General features: G+C 45.6%; 15 protein-coding genes. 7 read left to right on the forward strand and 8 right to left on the reverse strand.

Annotated elements, in window-relative coordinates:
* From CLV51_RS22475 to CLV51_RS22485, 3 genes are all read right to left on the reverse strand, one after another.
* Positions 1-741, reverse strand: coding sequence for a tyrosine-protein phosphatase (locus CLV51_RS22475; RefSeq protein WP_106530334.1), 741 nt, complete (start codon positions 739-741; stop codon positions 1-3).
* Between the two features lie 43 nt (positions 742-784).
* Positions 785-1,258, reverse strand: a complete 474-nt coding sequence (locus CLV51_RS22480; protein WP_106530335.1) for a GAF domain-containing protein — start codon at positions 1,256-1,258, stop codon at positions 785-787.
* A 144-nt stretch (positions 1,259-1,402) separates the two neighbouring features.
* Positions 1,403-5,761, reverse strand: coding sequence for an Ig-like domain-containing protein (locus tag CLV51_RS22485; RefSeq protein WP_106530336.1), 4,359 nt, complete (start codon positions 5,759-5,761; stop codon positions 1,403-1,405).
* Positions 5,762-6,325: 564 nt separating this feature from the next.
* On the opposite strand from CLV51_RS22485, the gene idi reads away from it, so the two are divergent.
* Entirely contained in the window at positions 6,326-6,865 is a 540-nt protein-coding gene (gene idi / locus CLV51_RS22490; protein WP_106530337.1) for an isopentenyl-diphosphate Delta-isomerase, read from the forward strand.
* A gap of 219 nt (positions 6,866-7,084) precedes the next feature.
* A complete protein-coding gene (locus tag CLV51_RS22495) occupies positions 7,085-8,059 on the forward strand; it encodes a terpene synthase family protein (protein ID WP_106530338.1) in 975 nt (324 codons plus the stop codon).
* Between the two features lie 44 nt (positions 8,060-8,103).
* Here CLV51_RS22495 and CLV51_RS22500 read toward each other — a convergent pair whose 3' ends face one another.
* From CLV51_RS22500 to CLV51_RS22510, 3 genes are read right to left on the reverse strand one after another with little or no spacing between them, the layout of a single operon-like run.
* Positions 8,104-8,424 carry a hypothetical protein gene (locus CLV51_RS22500; protein WP_106530339.1) on the reverse strand — a complete coding sequence of 107 codons (321 nt, stop codon included), beginning with the start codon at positions 8,422-8,424 and terminating at the stop codon, positions 8,104-8,106.
* On the reverse strand, positions 8,384-9,124 hold the full coding sequence (locus CLV51_RS22505) for a hypothetical protein (RefSeq protein ID WP_106530340.1): 741 nt from the start codon (positions 9,122-9,124) through the stop codon (positions 8,384-8,386). The genes CLV51_RS22500 and CLV51_RS22505 overlap by 41 nt, the downstream gene beginning before the upstream one ends.
* An 11-nt stretch (positions 9,125-9,135) precedes the next feature.
* On the reverse strand, positions 9,136-9,843 hold the full coding sequence (locus tag CLV51_RS22510) for a TMEM175 family protein (protein ID WP_106530341.1): 708 nt from the start codon (positions 9,841-9,843) through the stop codon (positions 9,136-9,138).
* A gap of 248 nt (positions 9,844-10,091) precedes the next feature.
* Between CLV51_RS22510 and CLV51_RS22515 the strand changes: the two genes are divergently transcribed.
* From CLV51_RS22515 to CLV51_RS22530, 4 genes are all read left to right on the forward strand, one after another.
* Positions 10,092-11,402, forward strand: a complete 1,311-nt coding sequence (locus CLV51_RS22515) for a TolC family protein (RefSeq protein WP_158267119.1) — start codon at positions 10,092-10,094, stop codon at positions 11,400-11,402.
* Positions 11,403-11,494: 92 nt separating this feature from the next.
* On the forward strand, positions 11,495-12,619 hold the full coding sequence (locus CLV51_RS22520) for an efflux RND transporter periplasmic adaptor subunit (RefSeq protein WP_106530343.1): 1,125 nt from the start codon (positions 11,495-11,497) through the stop codon (positions 12,617-12,619).
* A gap of 20 nt (positions 12,620-12,639) precedes the next feature.
* Complete coding sequence (locus CLV51_RS22525; protein ID WP_106530344.1) at positions 12,640-15,813, forward strand: efflux RND transporter permease subunit; 3,174 nt, start codon at positions 12,640-12,642, stop codon at positions 15,811-15,813.
* A 16-nt stretch (positions 15,814-15,829) separates the two neighbouring features.
* Complete coding sequence (locus CLV51_RS22530) at positions 15,830-16,582, forward strand: class I SAM-dependent methyltransferase (protein WP_106530345.1); 753 nt, start codon at positions 15,830-15,832, stop codon at positions 16,580-16,582.
* A gap of 290 nt (positions 16,583-16,872) precedes the next feature.
* Here CLV51_RS22530 and CLV51_RS22535 read toward each other — a convergent pair whose 3' ends face one another.
* On the reverse strand, positions 16,873-19,800 hold the full coding sequence (locus CLV51_RS22535; protein ID WP_245898895.1) for an FAD-binding and (Fe-S)-binding domain-containing protein: 2,928 nt from the start codon (positions 19,798-19,800) through the stop codon (positions 16,873-16,875).
* A 75-nt stretch (positions 19,801-19,875) separates the two neighbouring features.
* On the reverse strand, positions 19,876-20,769 hold the full coding sequence (locus tag CLV51_RS22540; RefSeq protein ID WP_106530346.1) for a DUF72 domain-containing protein: 894 nt from the start codon (positions 20,767-20,769) through the stop codon (positions 19,876-19,878).
* A 271-nt stretch (positions 20,770-21,040) separates the two neighbouring features.
* Between CLV51_RS22540 and CLV51_RS22545 the strand changes: the two genes are divergently transcribed.
* The gene (locus CLV51_RS22545; RefSeq protein WP_106530347.1) at positions 21,041-22,456 is read left to right on the forward strand and encodes a glycogen synthase; all 1,416 of its coding nucleotides are present in this window, start codon (positions 21,041-21,043) and stop codon (positions 22,454-22,456) included.
* The last annotated feature ends 40 nt before the right edge of the window (positions 22,457-22,496 follow it).

Genomic DNA, 22,496 nt, shown 5'->3' on the forward strand with positions numbered 1-22,496 from the left:
TTACAAAGTCTTATTCCTGAAAGGATAATGCTCCAGTACTTTCCGCAGCTTTTTATTAGTAGCAATATTGGCTATAGCCTGCAGGTGCTTTTCATGATGCAGATCTGTTCCGATAAGGTCTGCCATTTGTGTGTCCAACATTTTTTCTGCGGCCTGTTGTATATGTTTGCCGTAATATCCGGTAAGTGATAAGAGATTTATCTGCAACAGGCAGCCCTGATTCTTTAACTGCCGGTAAGCATCTGCGTTTGAGTGAAAATAAGCATACCGTTCCGGATGCGCCAATACCGGCTGATAGCCGGCGCTCTGCAAATCAAATAACCATTTGTGTAGTTGTGGAGGGGCCGACATAAAAGAAATTTCCACCAATACCATATTGCCGGATAACGTCAGTAACGGCTTTTGCATAAGCGCTTCAAACTGTTCATCCATATAATATTCTGCCGCATGATATAATGGAATGGGAATATTTTTTGCTGTCAGCGCATCCAGTACTTCCTGGTAGGGCGTGGCCATGGTGATCGCAGAATTGGGATAACGATCCATCATGATATGTGGTGTGGTAATAATTTTTTTAATACCCATGAGCTGCAGCTGCTCAATGAAATACACTGCTGTGGCGGTGTCTGGCACACCATCATCAATACCTGGCAACAGGTGAGAATGGATATCAGTTTCCATGAAGGCCAGCACTTGCGCAGGCAAGGCTGCTTCATTTTTTCGTTTACGGAAAAAAAGCATAGCAGGTTTCTCTATAAAGTGATGGCATAAAAAATTCGCTGAACTATAACATAATCAGTGCCACGATTTCTTCCAGGAATTGTTGATCTGTTTCATCAAAATGCGATAACTGCTCGCTATCTACATCCAGTATTGCTTTTACTTCGCCCCCGCGAATCAGGGGTACCACTATTTCTGATTTAGACAAACTGCTACACGCAATATGTCCCGGAAATGCGGCTACATCAGGTACAATCAGGGTAGCAGCTTGTGCCCAGCTGCTGCCGCACACACCTCTGTTCTTACGGATACGGGTACACGCTACCGGTCCCTGAAAGGGGCCCAGCACCAGTTCATCTCCTTTCACCAGGTAAAACCCTACCCAAAACCATCCAAACTGCTCTTTCAACGCAGCGGCTACATTGGCCAGGTTAGCCACCAGGTCAGGCTCTCCCTCCAGTAATCCTTTGATCTGCGGAATCAGGGAAGTGTATTGTGCTGCTTTATCGCCCCGTATGATATGTAAGTCTTCTGCCATGATTGTTTATCTTATTACCAATTTTACAAAAATCGGGTATAAAAAACAAAACGGGAATTAATTCTCTAAAATCCATTGCCGGCATTAAATAACAAAGAGGTCCCGGTAACGGAACCTCTTTGTTATTATAATACGTGGTCTTATTTATTGTATCCTGATCACCTTGGTACTGCTCACTTTGCCTGTTTGCTGATTCGTTACTTTAATGATCCAGGTACCGGTAGGCACTTTGCTCATATCAACCCTGACCTGCTGTATACCTTTGGTTGATACGATGTAAATCTGCTGTATCACCGGGTTATGCCCTTTCAGATTCATCACTTCTATCAGCAGTTTATTGCCGGGATCACCGGTTATTTTCAACTGGAGGTCACTACCACCTACAGGGTTAGGATAGGCCACCAGCGTACCTGGTGCGGTGTTCAGGGCTGCTAATTTGGCAACAGCCGCCCCTGTGCAATCTTTTACATATGCCCAGGGTTTCCCGTCACCGGTATTAATATCCGGCTGGTCACCCTGTGTCCACCATTTGGCGTTATATACTTTGCCATTATATACTGCCTGATTGCCCGCCACATAAGTGCTGCTGCTGCTCCATACCGGTATGCCATTGCAGGTGTTTCCACCGCTGCCGGTTACCGTAACCGTTACTGCGGCAGAGGTAGTGGTAGCATTGCCATTGTCTGTCGCTTTAGCAGTGAGGGTGTAGGTCCCTGCTGCTACGTTACTCCAGGTGATGCTGTATGGTGCTGTACTATCTACACCCAGCAGGGTGGTGCCGTTATAAAAGGCAACGGATTTTATAGTGCCGTCGGAATCGGTGGCAGTGGCTTGTATGGTAATATTTGCCGGTGCTGCAAAAGTGGCATTGTTGGCCGGAGCAGTGATATTCACTACCGGTGGTATATTGCCTGGCGTACCACTACAATCTTTTATATATTCCCAGGGCAGGCCTGCACCTGTATTGAGATCAGGCTGATTGTTCTGTGTCCACCACCTGGCTTTATATACCTTACCGGCATATACTACCTGGTTGCCGCCTACATAAGCGGTAGCAGCAGACCATGCAGGAATACCATCGCAACCACCACCACCGGAAGGATTTACGGTAATATTAACTGCGGTGGAGGTGGCAGACGCACCACTGTTATCTGTTGCTTTGGCTGTAATGCTGTAGCTGCCTGCTGCTACGTTGGTCCAGCTATAGCTATAAGGTGCAATACTGTCTGTTGCCAGTAAAGTGCTGCCGTTATAAAATTCTACTTTTGTGATATTGCCCGCACTGTCTGTAGCTGTAGCTGTAATGGCTACCGTGGCCGGTGCGGTGAAAGTGGCGTTGTTAGCAGGCGCAGTAATGTTTACTACCGGTGGTTTGTGTACTATGCCATTTACTTTTACCGTAATAACGGAAGAAGTAGTACTGGCGCCTTTATCATCTGTAGCAACAGCCGTAAGACTATAAGTGCCCGCTGCTACACCGTTCCAGGTAAAGCTGTAAGGTGCGGTGCTGTCAGCTGCCAGTAAAGTGCTGCCATTATAAAACTGTACACGAGTTACTACACCATCAGTATCACTGGCTGCTGCCTGAATGGTAATGGTGGCGGGTGCTGTATAGGAGGCATTATTTGCCGGCGCGGTAATGTTTACTACTGGCGGCTTATTGACCGGTGTGGTACCAAAGAAATAACCATAGTAGTTATTGGCAAATTCATCACCGTTGGCTTTATCCCAGTTGATGGACCAGGTCATGATGCCCCTTAACCCGGGATAGCCTGCTGCTTTGCGCAACGTATAGGCGCCACCGTATGATTGCCCTTTTATGATGTAGTCCAATGCTTTTTTTACATTCGAAGGGGTGGTGTAACCGCCGCCGGCTGCATTGGCAGAAGCTGGCAGACCAAAGGCTACCTGGTCTTCCCGTAATGCAGGGAACGTTTTGCCGGTACCGGATACAGGGAATCCCTGCAGCAACATTTCCGACATGGAAACGATGAAGTCGGAAGTTGCCTGGTTGTAAATACCGTTATCCAGCGCCATTACTGAGCCGGTGTTATAATATTGCGGATGTATGAAAGTCAGCTCTGTGCGCAAGCCATATATCACCGGAAGGTAAGCCCCTACAAGCGGACTATAGGCAGCGCCATAGGCCGTTTGCACATAGTAGGTTTCAGGCGCCATGGTAAGCCAGCAATTTTTGCCCTGCCCTTTACGATAGGCGATGATCTCTTTCACTGCTGCTATCAGGTTTACTACCCTGGGAGTAGTAGGATTGGTGAAATCAGCATCACCGGTATTTAATTGCAGATTGGTTCCTCCTTCTATATCTAAATCAAATCCATCAAAATTGTATTGGTCCAGCAATGCTTTCATGGAGGTAACAAAAGCCTGCTTTTGTGCAGTAGTTGTCAGATCCAGGGTACCGTTTGCACCACCAATGGAGAGCAATACTTTTTTCTTTTGTGATTGAAGGTATTGTATGTCGCCCGCAAACTCTGCAGGGGTGGTATTTTCAGGCACCAGGCTCATAGTGGCCTTGTCGGTGCCGCTTATCGCAAAGGCAACCTGAATGACATTGTACTTGGGGTTTACATTACGTAAACGGATATACGGAGATGGATCTGTAGTAAGGCCCCAGTTTTGCCAGTAGCCCACAATCACTTTGCCGGTGTCTGTTACCTGACCGGTACCTACCGTAATATTCACTACTGCAGACGTCGTGCTGGCTCCCTTATTATCTGTTGCTATTGCAGTAATGGCATAACTGCCGGCAGCTACATTGGTCCAGTTATAACTGTAAGGTGCGGTGCTGTCTGTAGCAAGCAGGATATTATCTCTGTAAAAAGCTACCCGGCTGATGGTACCATCGGTATCGCTGGCTGCTGCCTGAATGGTAATACTGGCGGGCGCTGTATAAGATGCATTATTTGCCGGCGCAGTGATATTTACTTTAGGAGGTATGTTACCGGGCGTACCACTGGCAAATACTTCGTTGATCTTATTTACCAGTGGGGAAGTGGTGTTGGGACAATAGATCAGTTTTCCCTTTGCCTGCGTGGAGGCGGTCATATTCAGCATATCCCCGAATACCTGCCAGATAATTACCCCGGCCAGACTGTTATCTTTGATATACTGTGCTTTGGCAGCAATAGATCGTTCGTTATCATAACTAAGGAAAAAACTGCCGTTGGTTTTGTAAGGTACTTTCGCCACATCATCCCAGGCATCTGTCCAGCCGGTACCACTTCCTGTGTTTTGTGTAATATAGCTATAGTTAGGAGTGCCATCCCACACATCTTTAGCCCAGTTGGTATAATCTGCACAGGTTTGTATAGGACCATCCGGTTGCACGGTTTCTGCGCGTTTAACAGTAGGGGCGTTCACGGCTGCGGCTCCGCTGGTGATAACACCACGGCCATAGAACGGAGCCCCGAGATTTACCTTGCTCATATTTACACCAAGCGCACGGATACCTTTGGTAGTACCATCAAGGGAAAAGCCATTGTATTCCTCCCCGGGATAGTCGTACAACGGCGCATTATGTCCTGCTTTATTAGACCAGCCACCGTTATAATCATAGGTCATCATGTTAAAATAATTCATGGAATTATTGAGCCTTGCCCAGTCGAAGCCCGGCAGTTTTGCGGTGGAAGCAGCAAAGCAGGAAGTGATCAGTTTGGTAGTGCCAATAGCAGCCCGTAATTGTTCTACCAGTGTTGCGAAATTTGCGTAATCAGCTGCACTGTAATGTTCAATATTCATTCCGGCATCATTAGGATATTCCCAGTCGAAGTCGATGCCATCAAAACCCAGGCTGATCAGTTCCTGGCAGCCGGCAATGAATTTTGCACGCTTAGTGGCATCGGCTGCCATTTCAGGATAATGTTTGCACATACTCCAGCCTCCAACAGAGGCAAGTACCTTCACGCCTTTCTGATGAGCCAGGGCAATAACACCCGGGGCACCGCCCTGCTTTGGAACAGATAAAGGGAAGGTGCCGGTTTTACCGGTGTTAACGTTGCTCCATCCACTACCGGCATTACGATAGCCCAGTGAGTAAGCATAACTGGCATCAGGAACGTAGTAAAGAATATCCAGTTCGCCGTACAGCAGGTACATATCCCAGCTACTGTAAATATCCTCATCAACCAGTGGTGCAGGCTGTTGTACAGCACCCACCTGGTAAATGCTTTTGTTACGATAGTCACCGCTATGCAGTGATCCGTCTACGGCTACACCGAAGAAAGAAAAATTGAGAATGGTGTACTGTGAGTAATCTACATTCAGTTGGTTATATCCTCCGGCGGGAACGGTGCCGGCTATATTTTTCCAGGCGTCCCATTGTGTGATGTAACCGATTACTTGTTTGTTGTGTTGTTGGGTGGTGGCTGGCACAGGCGGACTTACCTGTGCTGTGAGGTTGTTGGGTAGCAACCCAATGAATAACCAACACGCCATCATTGTCCGGCAAATGATGCCAGGTTTTGATGTAAAGAAGGGTTTCATAATGAGAATTTAGATGGTTTGATGACGGTTAAATAAGGACTCGATTTTTAGTGCTGATTTACAGGGTCCGGTCTACAGTAACTTTGTTAATTTGGTTGATGCCAGGCTTCTTCTATAATATGGTTATCTTAAACAGATATGATTTTCATAACGGTACTGCACAGGTATATTAGCTCACTGGAGAAGGATGTCGGATAAAGCAGGGAAGAGTACCATATCGATAATAAAAATATTTTTTAAGTACTGCGGCGGTATTTCATGAGCAAATTATTATGACATCGCCTGAAAATCAGCAGCAGTTTTACAATGGAAAGATATTAAAAGAGATACGGTTAACAGATATTGCTTACCTGGTAAATGCTAAAAATTGTTTTAGTTAATGATGCCGTTACCAGGCAATTTAAATTTAGAATTATCCGTTATTATTGTATATTTATTTCAGTAACCATTGAAGATAGATAGTTAACCATTCAACCAATAATTGACGGTATGCGAAGGCGTTTTTTCGTTATTCATCCTTATTTCTGTCTGAGAAATGGTTAATTAAAATATCTTTGTTACACTATGAAACCATCTGAAGTAATATTAGTGAACGAATCGGACGAAGCTATTGGTACGATGGAAAAAATGGCTGCGCACTATAAAGGTTTGTTGCATCGTGCCTTCTCGGTATTCATCATTAATGATGCCGGGGAAATGTTATTACAGCAACGTGCGTTAGACAAATATCATTCGGCTGGTTTGTGGACGAATGCCTGCTGTAGCCACCCGTTTCCCGGCGAAGCAACCCTGGAAGCCGGCCATCGCCGTTTGCAGGAAGAGATGGGTTTTGATTGTGATCTCCACGAAATTTTTTCATTCACCTATAGAACGGAATTTGATAACGGGTTAACCGAACATGAATTTGACCACGTGTTGCTGGGTACCTATAATGGCATCATCTATCCCAATGCTGCCGAAGTAAATGACTACCGCTATTTGTCTGCCAACCACATACTGGAATTAATGGAAAAAGAGCCAGGCACATTCACCTCCTGGTTTCATTACGCATTGCCAATAGTTTTACAGCATCTTGATTTACGGGTAAATACAACGGGAGTATAATTGACCATTCATAAGACTGTTTTTTTTAAAGTTTAGCTATGCCACTTTTTGCTGTTAACCGGTTTGCGTTGTAAGTAAAATCAATTTTCAACACCTGCTATGCTGCTTCGTGTGGCGGGATTTTCGCATGCCTGCCCAACGATGTTTTTGCCGGGATAAACCCGGCACCACCTATGTCATTTTATAACCCGAATAGTTAACAATTAAACCCTCAAACACATGACTAGCATTCAATTTCCGCGGATCAGGTATCCCTTTCCCTCCCGTATTAACCAACGTGTGCAGGAAGCACATTTGCATGTTACTGATTGGGTAAAGTCTTACGGATTACTCTCTACAGAAAAAGCATTGGCCCGTTTCGGGAAAGCCCGTTTTGCCTGGCTGGTAGCCAGAGCTTATCCGGAGGCTACTTTAGAAGATCTCTACCTGATAACCGATTTTAACGCATGGCTGTTTATCCTCGATGACCATTGCGACGAGGCCGAAGTCGGTAAAAAATCTGATTACCTGAGAAGCGTTATGGCAGGACTGATGGATGTGCTGCAAAATAACAAACAGGTGACACTTGCTACAGCAGGCCCTATACCAGCTGCTTTGAGCAATATGTGGGAACGTATGCGGGCCATTGCCACACCCGCCTGGCGTTTACGCTTTATACGCAGCATGGAAGATTATTTTTCCGGTTGCATATGGGAAGCAGAAAATCGTGAAGCCGGCATCGTACCTGGTGTAGATGATTACATACGTATGCGGCTATTTACCGGTGCCGTTTTACCAGATGTAATATTGATCGATATTATCGAAAAAATTTATCTGCCAGAATCTTTATTACAACACGCTTTGCTGCAACGAATGGTACTGGCTGCCAGCAATATTATATGTTGGGCCAATGACATGTTTTCCTTTGGTAAAGAATCCAAGCAGGGCGATGTACATAACCTGGTGCTGGTATTACAACATGCCAACCAATCTACCCTGCAACAGGCTTTAGATGAGGCTGCCCGCATGCATAATGAAGAAGTAGCCATTTTTGCTACCCTGGAAAAATTGCTGCCGTTCCGGGGCGATGAAACAGATGCTGAATTGCTGCGTTACGTATCAATTTTACGCGCCTGGATTGCCGGTAATTTTGAATGGAGTTTGAATGATACAGGAAGGTATGGTGCAGCGATTAAAAAAGCGGTTACCGCATAAAAGGAAGGCCTTCTGCCTTTACCACAGACGGAGGCAGAAGGCCTTTACCCTTGTTTTCTTCGTTGCTCTATGAGCCGGCCTACCCACCAGAATGATAATGCAAGCACACCAAAGAAAATACCTTTATTGGTATGATCCCACAGGTATTCAAAGTAACGGGTATACAGGTCCAGCAGGAGGAAAATAACACCGAGATCACGCAGCAGATTATCTTTTATGCGGATACCCAGCAAGAGTATCCCGATGCACTGTGCCGTGTAGAAAATAACCCATTGCAGCAAATGTACCTGCCGCAAGTCCTGCCATTCCTGCCAGGTGCCGCAGTTACCAAAAATAGAAATCAGCCAGCCGGAAATAATGAACAACAGCCAGCCACCGTTCCAGGTAACATTTTTGATGAACGGGGAGCCAGCGCAGTCCCCATGCCAGCAACACCAGCACGGCACCTAATAATGCCATACGGCAGGGCAGGTTCATGCCCAGGAACAGGGAGGCATCATTTGTAAGGTAGTAGGTAAGTTTTATGTATGCAGGTATCAGGCATAGCAGCATGGAAAGCCATAGCAGCCGGGAATGAAGGGTAGCACCCAATATGCCGTAACAACAGGTGGCCAGCAACCAGAAAGCGCCATAGTTGCCCTCCAGATAATTCACACTCTTGCCAAGGTATACAACGCTCACGCCTATACTAAGAACCGGCAGCAGCCAGAATAATTCCCGGTTAAATGAAAATAACGGCTGATGTTTATTGCGCCGCCAGCCCTGGTAGCAAAGAAAAACAGTGAGACCCGCAAATAACAGGGCAATCACGCTATCGGTCAGCGAAAACTTTTTGCGGATGATCTCTATCCATTTTTCGTCCAGCACCAATGAGCCAAAGGCCATCAGCGCACAGGAAATCGCTGCAATAAAAATGTAAAGGGTAATGGTTTGCCAGTCGGTGTTATTAATGGAGTAACTTTTATGTAAATTATCTGCCTGCTCTTTACTAATGAGCTTTTCCTGCTGCCAGACATGGATGGCTTTATTAAGTAACTGGGCTTCTCTTTTATCTACTTCTAACATGGGCATCCTTTTCAGCTGTTATCGCCTTTGTGTACAAGACGGAGGGTATTACGTTTTTTAATTCTTAAACGGAAATAGTTGAATAGCATCAGGGCCGGTACACTGAAATAACTCAAACGTTGATACATCAGGTTTTCCGGGAACTTGAAATACACCAGGGCAATACACGTAAATCCGGTAGCCATGGAGAGAAAGTTATATTTAAAACGCTGATACAATAATTCTTTTTCGGTATGATGCCCGGGAATAGTAATAGCGGGATTTTTTTGGAAGATATAATAGCTGATCCAGAACAGTCCTGCCAGGCAGCCCGTGATATTACACAGATAAATAAACAGCGGCAGCATAAAATGCACCGACATTTGCAGCAAGGCAGAAGTAGAAAAAGGAAAGCACACAATAAAAAACAATAAGAAAAGATTACGTCTTATCAATCCTTCGTTGTAATTTTGAAGAAAGCGGCATAATTGTAAGTGCCGGGCCCAAAAATTCCCAATAAATATGAAGCTCACCATGAAAGCAAAAAATTCGTTCATGAGTGGCTTGAAAAGTGCAGGATAATCACTGGTAGGCGTATTCTCAGGAATATGTGGCAGTTTGATTTCAATAATCAGTAAAGTAATGGCTATAGCGAACACCGCATCGCTGAAGAGAATTAATCGCTCCAGCTCAAACTCACGATGAAACGGTTTGGGTTCCTTGATAACAGACATAGACATAGTAAAAACGATAGCTTTTGAAGCAATATACGAAAAGCAGTTAGCTTTTAGCGATTAGCAGTTAGCCCTTAGCGGATAATATCATATCAATATCCTGTTTTATCCGCTAAGGGCTAACTGCTAATCGCCAATAGCTAAAAGCTCACCACAACCTTTTTACCACTTTGTTGTTAAGTACTTATCAATCATCATATACTTTCAAAGTAATAAGTATGCGTTGTCGTCAGATCCTATTTACATTTCTTTTATTGTCAGGAATACCAGCAGTTTACGGGCAAGTGGATACAACGCAGCCCGGATCTTATGCCTTTAACCTGACCGATTGCATACAATACGGATTGGCCCATCATCACGATGTTGTAAATGCACGGCTCGATATTAATTTTTCACAGGAACAAATCAAAGAAGCCACTGGTAAACTCTTGCCACATGCGGATGTGAATGCGAGTTTTACAGATAATCTGAAACTGGCCACCTCCCTGATCCCGGATATTGCCAATGGTAACTATGATAAAAAGATCCCTGTGCAATTTGGTACCCGCTTCGCATCTGCGGTTACGGGTACGGTTAACCAGGCCATCTTCAATAGTGATTATTTCCTCGGATTAAAAGCCTCCAGGGTATACGGTGGACTGGCACAAAAGTCCTATACCCGCACAGCTATTGATACCCGCGTGGCTATCAGCAAAGCCTATTATGCAGTACTGGCCAGTGAAGAGAATATCCGGCTGGCAAAATCCAATATGGCCCAGCTAAATAAAACATTATCAGACACCAAATCCAGGTACGACGCCGGTGTGTCGGAAAGAGTAGATGTAGACAGGATCCAGGTATCCTATAACAATATTGTAACAGACATTGAAAATCAGATCAGGATACTCGTATATACGGTGCAGTTATTAAAGTTTCAGATGGGCATGCCCCAGGAAAGTAAGCTGGAACTGACACAAACGGTAAAGGACCTGAATGCGGAATCTTTTGTCACAGATACGATCGACTACCAGGTGCAGGACCGCGTTGAATATAGTATCCAGTCTACCCAGATTGCCCTGGATGAACTGCGCTTAAAAAGTAAAAAGATGGCTTATCTGCCATCTTTAAATGCTTATGTGAATTATGGATTTAACTATTTCTCTACCACATTCGGGAGTCTTTATAAAACCGGCTTCGGCGCTTCTGCATTAGGACTTACACTGGCCTGGCCTATTTTCACCGGTACCGAAAGGTTACACCAAATCAGGGAGAACAAGATTACTTTAGAAAAATCACACAATGATCTGGGATACCTGTCGCAACAAATCAAACTCGAAGTGTCTAATGCCAATACCCAGTATCAGAACTATAAAGCGCAGTTTGTAACACAGAAAACAAATATGGAACTCACCCAGGGCATATACGACCGTATTGTGCTCAAATTTGGACAGGGCGTTGCTACCAGTTTGGATGTTACTGCTGCGGAAAGTGATCTGAAACAAGCACAGGTGACTTACGTACAGGCACTGTTGAATACCCTGATCAGTAAAACAGACCTGGACAAAGCCATGGGCAAGATTAAATAGGTGAGCAGTTAGCGCTTAGCAGTTAGCTTTTAGTAAACCGCGTCAAGCAATCGCTTTAAATTGTAATTCGTAATTCGCAATTAATTTTTCATATGCATCTAAAAAATTACAAGCGGACCTTTTATGTGGCAGGTGTAATACTGTGCGGGGCCTGTGGCAACAGTAAGCAACAACATGCAGGCATGATGGGAAAAATGAAGGCTACAGTAACAGTTGCTGAAATAATACCCACTTCCTATACTGTACTGGAGAAATTCCCTGCTGTACTGACGGCACATGATGTTGTAGCAGTGCGTTCAGATGTGACGGGCTATCTCGAAGCTATTAAAGTGAAAGATGGAAGCAACGTCAGCAAAGGACAAGCGTTGTATGAGATAGATAAAAGCCGTTACGCTGCTACATACGGACAGGTGGCCGCTACGCAGCAGCAGGCAGAAGCAGACCTGGCCCAAAAGCAACGGGACTATGAAAGGTATAAGAGTTTGCTGGACCATGATGCCATTTCCAAACAAACAGTAGATCAGGCCAATACAGCAGTGTTAACCGCCAAAGCCAATGTGGCCGCAGCTAAAGCATCAGTAGCAAAGGCGGGTACCGATGTGAACCATGCGATTTTACGTGCACCCGTTACCGGTAAAATCGGGATCGTACAAATCAAAGTAGGTGATATTGTGAATGCCGGACAAACACTCATTAATACAATTGTGAATGAACATCCCATGTTCGCAGACTTTGACGTGCCACAGGCCCGTTTACCGGATTTTATCAGAATAGAAAAGGGTCAGGGAGACCAGAAATTTTTTATTCAGTTTGGTAACGGAGAACGTTATGGAGAAGAAGGGAAGATCTTTACCATCAATAATATAGTAGATGCACAAACCGGTACTGTCCGGGTACGGCTCGTTTTTCAGAATAAAACAGATATGCTGAAATCAGGTATGAGCTGCATCATTGTAATGCAATATGCTACACCAGCTACACAGATAGCCATCCCCGCCAAAGCTATTATTCAAAATTTATCTGAAACCAGTGTATATACACTTACCAAAGATAATGTGGTGAAACCGCAGGACATTGTTCCCGGGGCTGTTACCGATACAATGCTGCTGGTAAATAGCGGCCTCAATGCCGGTGATAGGGTAGTAGTAGAAGGCATACAAAAAGCAAAACCAGGAGATACAGTGAATGTGGCCGGAGCAGCTGCAGGCAAACATTAATACTAAATCACTATCACAGTATGATCTCAAAAACATTTATAGAGCGCAAGAATACTACGATCGTAATTGCTATCATCATTGTGATTGTAGGGCTCATTTGTATGATTAACCTGCCCATTGCCCAGTTACCCGATATAGCACCGCCGGTAACAGATGTAAGGGCCAGCTATGTGGGCGCCAACTCCACTACGGTAGAAGAAACAGTCACCACACCTATAGAAAATCAGGTAAACGGTACCCCCGGTGCCATGTATATACAGTCTGTAAGTGCCAACGATGGCTCTATGGGCATCACAGTCACTTTTAAGCTGGGTACCAACCCCGATATTGCTACGCTCGATGTGCAGAACCGTGTAAGCCTGGCGTTGCCGAGTACACCGGACGAAGTACGTCGTGTAGGCGTTACCGTTAAGAAGCGTTCCAACGACATGTTAATGGTAATTGCACTGAACTCACCCAAAGGAAAACATACCCGTGAGTTCCTGGACAACTACATGAATATATTCCTTAAACCCGAGCTGGCACGTATTTCCGGGGTAGGGGACGTAAATGCTTTTTCGCAGGATTACAGTATGCGTATCTGGCTGAATCCTGATAAGATGGCTTCATTGGGACTTACGGCCGGAGATATTGCGCGGGCTATTACAGAGCAGAACCAACAGGTGCCTGCCGGTAGCGTTGGAGCACCGCCCATGGCCAGCTCACAGGCATTTGAATATACCGTAAGCGTAAGGGGCCGGTTGGCTACCTCCGAAGAATTTGGTAACGTGGTGGTGGCTACCAGCAAAAACGGGAGCCTGGTACGCCTGCGGGATGTGGCACGTATCACCCTCGGCTCATTTACCTACGCCATTGAAGCAAAAGCAGATGGTAAAACAGGTAGCGGGATGGCTATCTACCTCTCACCCGGCGCCAACGCACTGGATGTAAATGACCTGGTAATTGCTAAAATGAATCTGCTGGCAAAATCTTTTCCGGAAGATGTAAACTGGCTGATACCATTTGAAACCACTTCTTTCGTAAAGATTTCTATCAAAGAAGTAATTCAAACCTTTATAGAAGCGCTGATACTGGTAGTGATTGTAGTATTTGTGTTCCTCCAGAACTGGCGGGCCACACTCATTCCTATATTGGTTATTCCCATTTCACTGATAGGTACTTTTATCTTCTTTCAGCTACTGGGATTTTCTATCAATACCCTTACGCTGTTTGGTTTTGTACTCGCTATCGGTATTGTGGTGGATGATGCTATAGTGGTGGTGGAGGCGGTACAGCATCATATTGATGCGGATTTGATGTCCCCGCGGGAAGCTACCTACAAAGCCATGTCGGAAGTGCAGGGACCGGTAATTGCTATTGCCCTCATACTGGCGGCGGTGTTTGTGCCGGTAGCATTTATTCCGGGTGTAAGCGGACGACTCTATCAACAGTTCGCTTTAACCATTGCGATCTCTGTATTGATATCTGCTTTCCTGGCACTAACGTTTACGCCTGCACTGACCGCCATTTTATTGCGGCCTGCACATCTTTCTAAAAAATCTCATGGACTCAATAAAATCTTTTTCAAATTCAATGAATGGTTTGCCAGGGTAACCAACCGCTATGGAAGAGGAGTTATGTTTGCTGTTCGTAAAACGCCGGTGGTATTGGTGCTCCTGGGAATCATTTTCGTAGTGGCCTTTTATCTGTTTAAGAAAACCCCTACTACTTTTGTACCCCAGGAAGATATGGGTGCCTTATTCATAGCACTGGAGCTGCCGGAAGCATCTTCCACTGAAAGAACCAGAGAGGTGGTGGCAGAGATCAGCGATATTTTATTGAAAGATAGTGCAGTCATACATTTCTTCGGCATCACCGGTATTAACTTTGTGGCAAACGCTACAAAACCTAATTCAGGAACTTTTTTTGTAAGTCTCAAGCCGTGGGATGAACGCTTATTGCACGGAGACAATATCAATACGGTGCTTGGGCGTATACAAGGGGCTACCAGCCATATTATCGGAGCCAATATTATTTGTATCCCTGCACCTACACTGCGTGGACTAGGTACCTCGGGTGGTTTCTCGTTTATCCTGGAGCAAAAAAGTAATCCGGATATACAGCAGTTTCTGCAGGTAATGGGACAGTTCCTCCAGGCCGCCAATCAACGGCCGGAAATAGCCAGGGCATATGCCTTCTTCAGTGCCAATACCCCACAATTCAATGTGGAGGTAGACCGTGATAAATGTAAACAACTCGGTGTAGCCGTAAGCGATGTATTCAACGCACTACAAACTTTCCTCGGCGGCCTGTATGTCAATGATTTTACTAAGTTCAGCCGCAGCTTCCGCGTGGTGTTGCAGGCAGATTCTTTATACCGTACCAGCATTAATAACCTGAACACATATTATGTCAGGAATGCTACCGGGAGTATGGTGCCACTCAGCGCGCTCATTACCACTAAAAAGACCGCCGGTGCACCGGTAATCAATCACTTTAACCTGTATCGTTCAGTAGAAATTGATGGAGATAGTAAGACGGGATATAGCAGTGGAGATGCCATTAGTGCACTGAAAGAAGTCGCCGCCAATGTACTCCCCGAAAACTTTGGTTACGAATGGGCCAATGTGTCGTTGCAGGAAATTCAGGCAGGTAACAGTAGTGTACTGATCTTTGCTTTATCTATTTTGTTTGTATTCCTCCTGCTCACCGCCTTATACGAAAGTTGGTCGGTGCCGTTCTCCGTACTGCTGGCGGTACCAATCGCCTTATTTGGTTCTATCCTGGCATTAACATTAACAAAACAAGCGAATAGCGTATACTCACAGATCGGTTTAATAACCCTGATCGGGCTGGCGGCTAAAAATGCCATCCTGATCGTGGAATTCTGCAAAGAGCGTGTAGACAGAGGTATGCCACTCCTGGACGCTACGCTGGAAGCAGTGAAACTGCGTTTGCGACCCATTCTCATGACTTCTTTTGCATTTATACTGGGGGTAATGCCACTATGCCTGGCAAAAGGGGCAGGTGCGGCCTCCCGTGTTAATATAGGTTTTACCGTAGTAGGGGGGATGCTGGCAGCTACAATGCTGGGCATTTTCTCAGTGCCTGTATTATATGTGCTCATCACAAAAATGTCTTACGGTAAAAAGAAACTGGCCGATCTGGAAGCACATGGTAATGAGGACAAGAAACCACATGGTCTGGGAGAATAACCTAACTTCATTACCCATGAAAAATACGGAACGCTTCAGCAGCCGCGTAGACAACTATGTAAAATACAGGCCACATTATCCTGCGGCCATCATTCCTTTCCTGCAACAGGAAGCCGGATTGTCGCACCACACAGTGGTTGCCGATATCGGCGCAGGTACGGGCATCTCTGCACAACCTTTCCTGGATAATGGCAACAAAGTATTTGCTGTTGAACCCAACAGGGAAATGAGGGAGATGTCTGAAAAATTACTGCAGCGCTATCCTGGCTACACTGCTATAACGGGTACGGCTGAACGTACCACTTTACCCGATGCTTCTATTGATCTGATCGTTGCCGGCACCGCCTTTCACTGGTTTGAGCAAAGTGCAACCAGGAAAGAGTTTCAGCGGATTGCCAGTAAAGATGCCTATGTGGTACTGATGTGGAATGTAAGGCAAACGGCATTGCCTTTTGAAAAGGGATATGATAAATTACTGCATCAATTTGGTACCGATTATAAAGACATGCAACATAGAAACGTAGGGGCGTCACAGTTAGCTACTTTTTTTACACAAGGCACCTTCAAAGAGAAAGCCTTCAGCAACGCACAAATCTTTGATTTCGCCGCACTAAAAGGCAGATTACTTTCTTCTTCTTACATACCCGAAAAGGAACATCCTTCTTACGACACTATGATGAAGGCTTTGGAAGAGTTATTTCAAAGATACCAGGAGCAGGGAATGGTGAAATTTCATTATGAAACGATGTTGTATACGGGGAAAATCTGAACTGTGATTTTTATGATTAGCGTGATTATCCTGATTAGCGAAGATTTTAGCGGATATTGTCTGAACCAGGATTTTTAGGATTGAATGGATTACCCTGATGGATGTTATGTTATTTGATTTGGAAAATATACGCGTATATCTTCACTATAATCTTCGGCACCCATCAGGGTAATCCATTCAATCCTAAAAATCCTGGTTCAGACAATATCCGCTAAAATCTTCGCTAATCAGGATAATCACACTAATCATAAAAATCACAGTTCAGACATTTTCATTTAATCATAAAACCCCTACACCAAACTATTATACAATATCTCAATCGGATGCAGCGCCTTCACACCGGTACCATCTTTCACCTGGTGCCGGCAACTGGTGCCCGGTGCCGCAATGATAGTGTCTGCTGCAGCACTACGCACCGCCGGAAATAATACCAGCTCACCTATTTGCATACTCAGATCGTAATGCTCTTTTTCATAGCCGAAAGAGCCGGCCATACCACAACAACCGGAAGGAATTACTTCCACCGTATAGTTTTGTGGCAGCGATAAAATCTTTTTGCTGTGCAGCGCAGAGGACAATGCTTTCTGCTGACAGTGGCCATGCAGCTTGATATGCTGCTTGCTGCCGGTAAATTGTGCGGCCGTTACATTGCCTTTATCTGCCTCGGCGGCTAAAAATTCATCTACCAGGAACACATTTCTGGCGAGGTCTTTTGCCTGCTGACGCAGGTTTTCACGCACCAGGTCAGGATATTCATCACGGAAACTAAGGATGGCAGAAGGTTCTACACCGAGTAAAGGAATATTTTCGTTGATAACGGTACTGAATATACGAACATTGTTTTCTGCAATATCGCGCGCTTTACGCAGCAATCCCTTAGACATATATGCACGGGCACTTTCAGGGTGTTCCGTCATTTGTACATCATAACCCAGGCGATGCAGCAACTGCACCGCTTTGATGCCGATAGCAGTATCATTGTAGTTGGTAAACTCATCGCAAAACAGGTACACCTTTTTGGTACCCACAGGCCCTTTCTTTTCCTGTGGCCATTTTTCGTAGAACCATTTCCGTAAGGTAATGTTATGCATACCAGGCAGGGAACGTTTTGCTGCAAAGCCGGAAAGCTTGCGGATGATGCCACCGGTGAAGTTGTTTTTGATCAGTGCATTGTAAATGCCTGGCGTAAGCGCCGCCAGAGCAGAGAGCTTGGAGAAATTACCAATTAGTTTTGAGCGGAAAGGCACACCGTTGGCATCGTAATAATGCTGCAGGAATTCCATCTTCAGCTTGGCCATATCTACGTTAGAAGGGCATTCTGATTTACAGCCCTTGCAAGCGAGACAAAGATCCAGCACCTCATAAATCTCTTTATGATCAAAACGGTTTTGTTTGTTGGAATGGGTAAGGAACTCGCGCAGGATATTAGCCCTGGCCCGGGTCGTATCTTTTTCATTGCGGGTAGCCATGTAGCTGGGGCACATAGTGCCGCCACTCAGCTCCGTTTTGCGGCAATCGCCGGAACCGTTGCACTGTTCGGCATGCTGCAGCATGGTTTGTTCCGGGAAATGAAAGATGGTCTTTAGTTCCGGTGTTTTTTGTCCGGGTTCATAGCGCAACATACTATTCATAGACGGTGTGTCTACGATTTTGTTGGGATTGAAAATATTCTCCGGATCCCAGGTGTATTTAATCTGACGCAGCAGTTCGTAGTTTTTATCACCTACCATTTGTTTGATAAATTCGCCCCGCAGCCTGCCATCACCATGTTCTCCACTGAGTGAGCCATGGTATTTTTTTACTAGGGTGGCAATTTCTTCCGCAATTTTGCGGAATAATAAATTGCCCGCTTCGGTTTTTAAATTGATGATAGGGCGCAGGTGAATTTCGCCGCTACCTGCGTGTGCATAGTGCACAGCGTATAGATCGTATTCTTTTAATATCTCATTAAAATCGCGGATAAAAGCTGGTAAATCTTCTACTGCTACGGCAGTATCTTCAATTACCGGTACTGCTTTTTCATCTCCGGGCAGGTTGCTGAGCAGGCCCAGACCAGCTTTGCGCAGGGCCCAGATCTTTTTGCTGTCGTCGCCAAAGAGGAGGGGGAAGTGCAATCCCAGTCCTGCAGCGCGCAGCGTGGCTTCCACCTTACCCGTTATTTCGATGATCTCTTCCCGGGTGTTCCGGCAAAATTCTACTACCAGGATAGCACCGGGATCTCCCTGTACAAAAAAGCGGTTTTTGCTTTGTTCAATATTATCCTTTGTGCATTCCAGGATGTAGTGATCAATCAGCTCGCTGGCGCTGGGCTTATATTCCATCACCATTACATTGGCGCGGAGCGATTCATCAATACTGTTGAAGTGAATGCATAAAAGCCCGACTTCCTTTGGTGGGAGCGGGTCTATATGTAGTTTTATCTCTGTTAAAAAAGCGAGTGTGCCTTCAGAACCTGCTATCAGCTTACAGAAGTTGAAATCTTCCGTACCGGTGGTGAAGGGCGCGGTATCCAGCAACATATCCACGGCGTAGCCGGTGTTGCGGCGCGGGATGCTTTTCTTTGGAAATTCTTTCCGGATCTCGTCCTGGTAACTATGATTACTCAGACTGGTCCGTATCTGTTTATAGATGCGGGTTTCCAGGGTATCAGGGCCTTCGCATTTCTGGTGAAAGGTTTCCGGATCCAGGATGCCGAAGGTTACTTCTTCGCCGTTGCTCAGCAGGGCTTTTACTTCCAGGAGGTGTTCGCGGGTGCTGCCATATACCACGGAGTTGGAACCGCAGGAGTTATTGCCCACCATACCACCTATCATGGCGCGGTTAGCGGTGGAGGTTTCCGGCCCGAAGTAGAAACCATGGGGTTTCAGGAACATGTTCAGCTCATCGCGGATGACGCCCGGTTGTACACGTACCCAGTTTTCTGCTGTATTAAGTTCCAGTATTTTAGTGAAGTTGCGGGACACATCGGTGATGATCCCATTACCTACTACCTGTCCTGCCAGGGAGGTGCCGGCTGTACGCGGAATCAGGGAGGTTTTATTTTCACGCGCAAAGCTGATTAATGTCTTCAGGTCACCAATATGCTGTGGAATAGCCACTGCCAGCGGCATTTCACGGTATGCCGACGCATCGGTGGCATATAGTGTTCGCATGGTATCGTCTGTATAAAGCGTGCCTTCCAGTTTTTTGGCCAATTGCTCCAGCTTGTCGCGCATCATGAATGTCCCGGTTTTGAAAAGGCGAAATTAATATTTCAGTCCGGCTTTTTAAATAATTTCACGCAAAGGCGCAAACTAATCCTTTATAAATTGAGGCTTTTTTACCTGCAGGCCACAAACCGCTTCCAGCTTGTCTATCAGGTATACTGCCAGTTCCGGCGATTTAGCTTCATCATGCATATGCATAAAAAAATACACTTCTTTCAAACCGTGGTCCAGCCAGTATTTGATACGATTGGCCCAGTCGTCAATGCGGGTATAATCCGTAGGGTGCAGACTGTTACCAACAAAACGGATAAATATTTTTGGAATGGTCAGATGCATATGCGCTACATCCCTTCTGCCGGCGGTATCAGTGATAATGGCGCCAACATTGAGTTCCCGGAGTTTTTCAAAGAGCTCCAGGCGGATGGCCTCATCTCCATACCATTGCCGGTGGCGCAGCTCTACAAAAAATTGCAGGTCAGTAGGCAGGGAGGCCAGGTATTCGTATAGGTATGACCGTTTGGCCGGACCATATTTATCACTCAACTGTAAAAAGATAGGCCCCAGGTGCTGCCCAAAGGCCAGCACGCCTTCCAGGAAAGCGGTGGTTTTGTCGCCGGCACTCACCAGGTTGCTGTAGTGACTGATAGATTGCGGTACTTTAGGGCAGAATTTAAAATCCAGTCCCTGTGCTTTAGTACCCCATTTTGCAATGGTTTCCGGTCCGTATATCTGGTAATGCGTAGCATTCAGCTCTATGCTATTAAAATGATGCACATATTCTTCCAGAAAATTAGCGTCCTTAGTGCCTTTGGGGTATATCTTCCCGATCCATTCCTTGCGGCCCCATTTGGCGCAGCCAAGATATGCCAGTGGCTTTTTTACAGGCTTCCCCTTTAATATTTGCTTATTAAATAACGGTTCTGCCGGTAATTTAAAATCGAGGTCCTCCAGTTCAGCGGGTGAAACGCGGCCAAAATCCATGTGATGAGATTTTACATGACAATCAATTCAGCTGTTAGCTGTTAGCATTTAGCTGTTAGTATGAAGCGATTAATAGAAAACAAATATAAGAAAAGCTATCCGCTAATGGCTCCTCCGCTAAACTAACAGCTAAAAGCCATCCGCTAATGGCCCTCCGCTAAACTAACAGCTAAATACTAACAGCTAAAAGCTATCCAAAAATAAAATATGCCCTTCCCTTTGTTTTCTTATTTTTCCACGTTAACTTAATAAAGATTATCAATTATTTAGCATGGAGATTTTACACATTAGCGCGGAATGTTACCCGGTAGCCAAAGTAGGTGGACTAGGTGATGTGGTTGGAGCGTTGCCCAAATATCAGCATCAGCTGGGGAGTATTGCCAAAGTGGTGATACCGGCCTACAGAACCAAGTATTTCGAAACGCATGAATTTGATGTGGTACATCAGGCCGGAATGTGGCTGGGCCACGACTGGTACCATTTCAATGTATTAAAAGAACGCAGTAATGAACTGGGATTCGACCTGTACCTGGTAGATATCCCGGGTTTGCTGGACACGCCCGGTGTATATGGTTACCCTAATGATACAGAACGTTTCCTGGCTTTTCAGATAGCAGTGCTGGACTGGATCAACGAGTGGCAGCACCTGCCGGATGTGATCCATTGTCATGATCACCACACCGGTTTAATTCCGTTTTTACTCAGCTACGGTTATAAATATACCCGTTTGAAAGAAGTGCCATCTGTGTTAACCATTCATAATGCACAGTACCAGGGCCAGTTTGGTTGGGATAAGCTCTATCTCATTCCTTCGTTCGATTTGTGGAAGTCGGGCTTGCTGGATTGGGGTGGCGCCATCAATCCGCTGGCAGCAGCTATCAAATGTGCGTGGCGCGTTACCACCGTGTCACCAGGTTACCTGGAAGAGCTGTTCTCCAATGCCAATGGCCTGGAAAGCCTTATCAGTCACGAACGGGGCAAAACCATCGGTATCCTCAACGGTATTGATACACTGGTATGGGACCCGTCGATAGATACTATGTTGCCCCTGAATTACGATATAGATACCGTAAATGAAGGCAAGCAGGAAAATAAACAACGCCTTTGCGAACGCTTCGGACTGGATTCGTCGCTGCCGCTCATTTCCTTTATAGGCCGACTGGTAGGCGACAAAGGCGCAGATCTGCTACCAGAGATCATCAGCCGTTCCCTGCATGAATTACCGGGCGAAGTAAATTTCCTGGTGCTGGGGAGTGGGGAACCACATGTGGAATGGTCGCTACAACAAACCCGGCAAACAGTGAGTTATGGTTTTAATGTACACATAGGATATAACGAACCTTTATCACACCTGATCTACGCCGGTAGCGATTTTCTCCTGATGCCCTCGCGTGTGGAGCCATGTGGCCTTAACCAGCTATATGCCCTGCGTTATGGAACCGTTCCGATGGTGCGCAGCACAGGCGGATTGAAAGATACCGTCGTTGATTTTGGCGATAAAAATGGATTTGGTATTCGTTTTAATCAGGCCGGGGTATGGGATGTATGTTATTCTGTAAAAAGAGCGATTGAACTGTATCACGATACCACACATTTACAGGCGGTACGCCTGCAGGGTATGCGAATAGATCACTCCTGGGGTAGTTCAGCACAACAATATCTGGATATGTATAATAGCATGAAATAGTATAAAAAGATCAGCTGCTTTAGAATTTGGTATGCTGTAC

It is taken from the genome of Chitinophaga niastensis, from assembly GCF_003014755.1.
Classification (GTDB): domain Bacteria; phylum Bacteroidota; class Bacteroidia; order Chitinophagales; family Chitinophagaceae; genus Chitinophaga; species Chitinophaga niastensis.

Coding starts and splice junctions, on each gene's coding strand:
- CLV51_RS22475 (WP_106530334.1), bottom strand. CDS start 741: ATGCTTTTTTTCCGTAAACGAAAAAATGAAGCAGCCTTGCCTGCGCAA.
- CLV51_RS22480 (WP_106530335.1), bottom strand. CDS start 1,258: ATGGCAGAAGACTTACATATCATACGGGGCGATAAAGCAGCACAATAC.
- CLV51_RS22485 (WP_106530336.1), bottom strand. CDS start 5,761: ATGAAACCCTTCTTTACATCAAAACCTGGCATCATTTGCCGGACAATG.
- idi (WP_106530337.1), top strand. CDS start 6,326: ATGAAACCATCTGAAGTAATATTAGTGAACGAATCGGACGAAGCTATT.
- CLV51_RS22495 (WP_106530338.1), top strand. CDS start 7,085: ATGACTAGCATTCAATTTCCGCGGATCAGGTATCCCTTTCCCTCCCGT.
- CLV51_RS22505 (WP_106530340.1), bottom strand. CDS start 9,124: ATGTTAGAAGTAGATAAAAGAGAAGCCCAGTTACTTAATAAAGCCATC.
- CLV51_RS22510 (WP_106530341.1), bottom strand. CDS start 9,843: ATGTCTATGTCTGTTATCAAGGAACCCAAACCGTTTCATCGTGAGTTT.
- CLV51_RS22520 (WP_106530343.1), top strand. CDS start 11,495: ATGCATCTAAAAAATTACAAGCGGACCTTTTATGTGGCAGGTGTAATA.
- CLV51_RS22525 (WP_106530344.1), top strand. CDS start 12,640: ATGATCTCAAAAACATTTATAGAGCGCAAGAATACTACGATCGTAATT.
- CLV51_RS22530 (WP_106530345.1), top strand. CDS start 15,830: ATGAAAAATACGGAACGCTTCAGCAGCCGCGTAGACAACTATGTAAAA.
- CLV51_RS22535 (WP_245898895.1), bottom strand. CDS start 19,800: ATGATGCGCGACAAGCTGGAGCAATTGGCCAAAAAACTGGAAGGCACG.
- CLV51_RS22540 (WP_106530346.1), bottom strand. CDS start 20,769: ATGGATTTTGGCCGCGTTTCACCCGCTGAACTGGAGGACCTCGATTTT.
- CLV51_RS22545 (WP_106530347.1), top strand. CDS start 21,041: ATGGAGATTTTACACATTAGCGCGGAATGTTACCCGGTAGCCAAAGTA.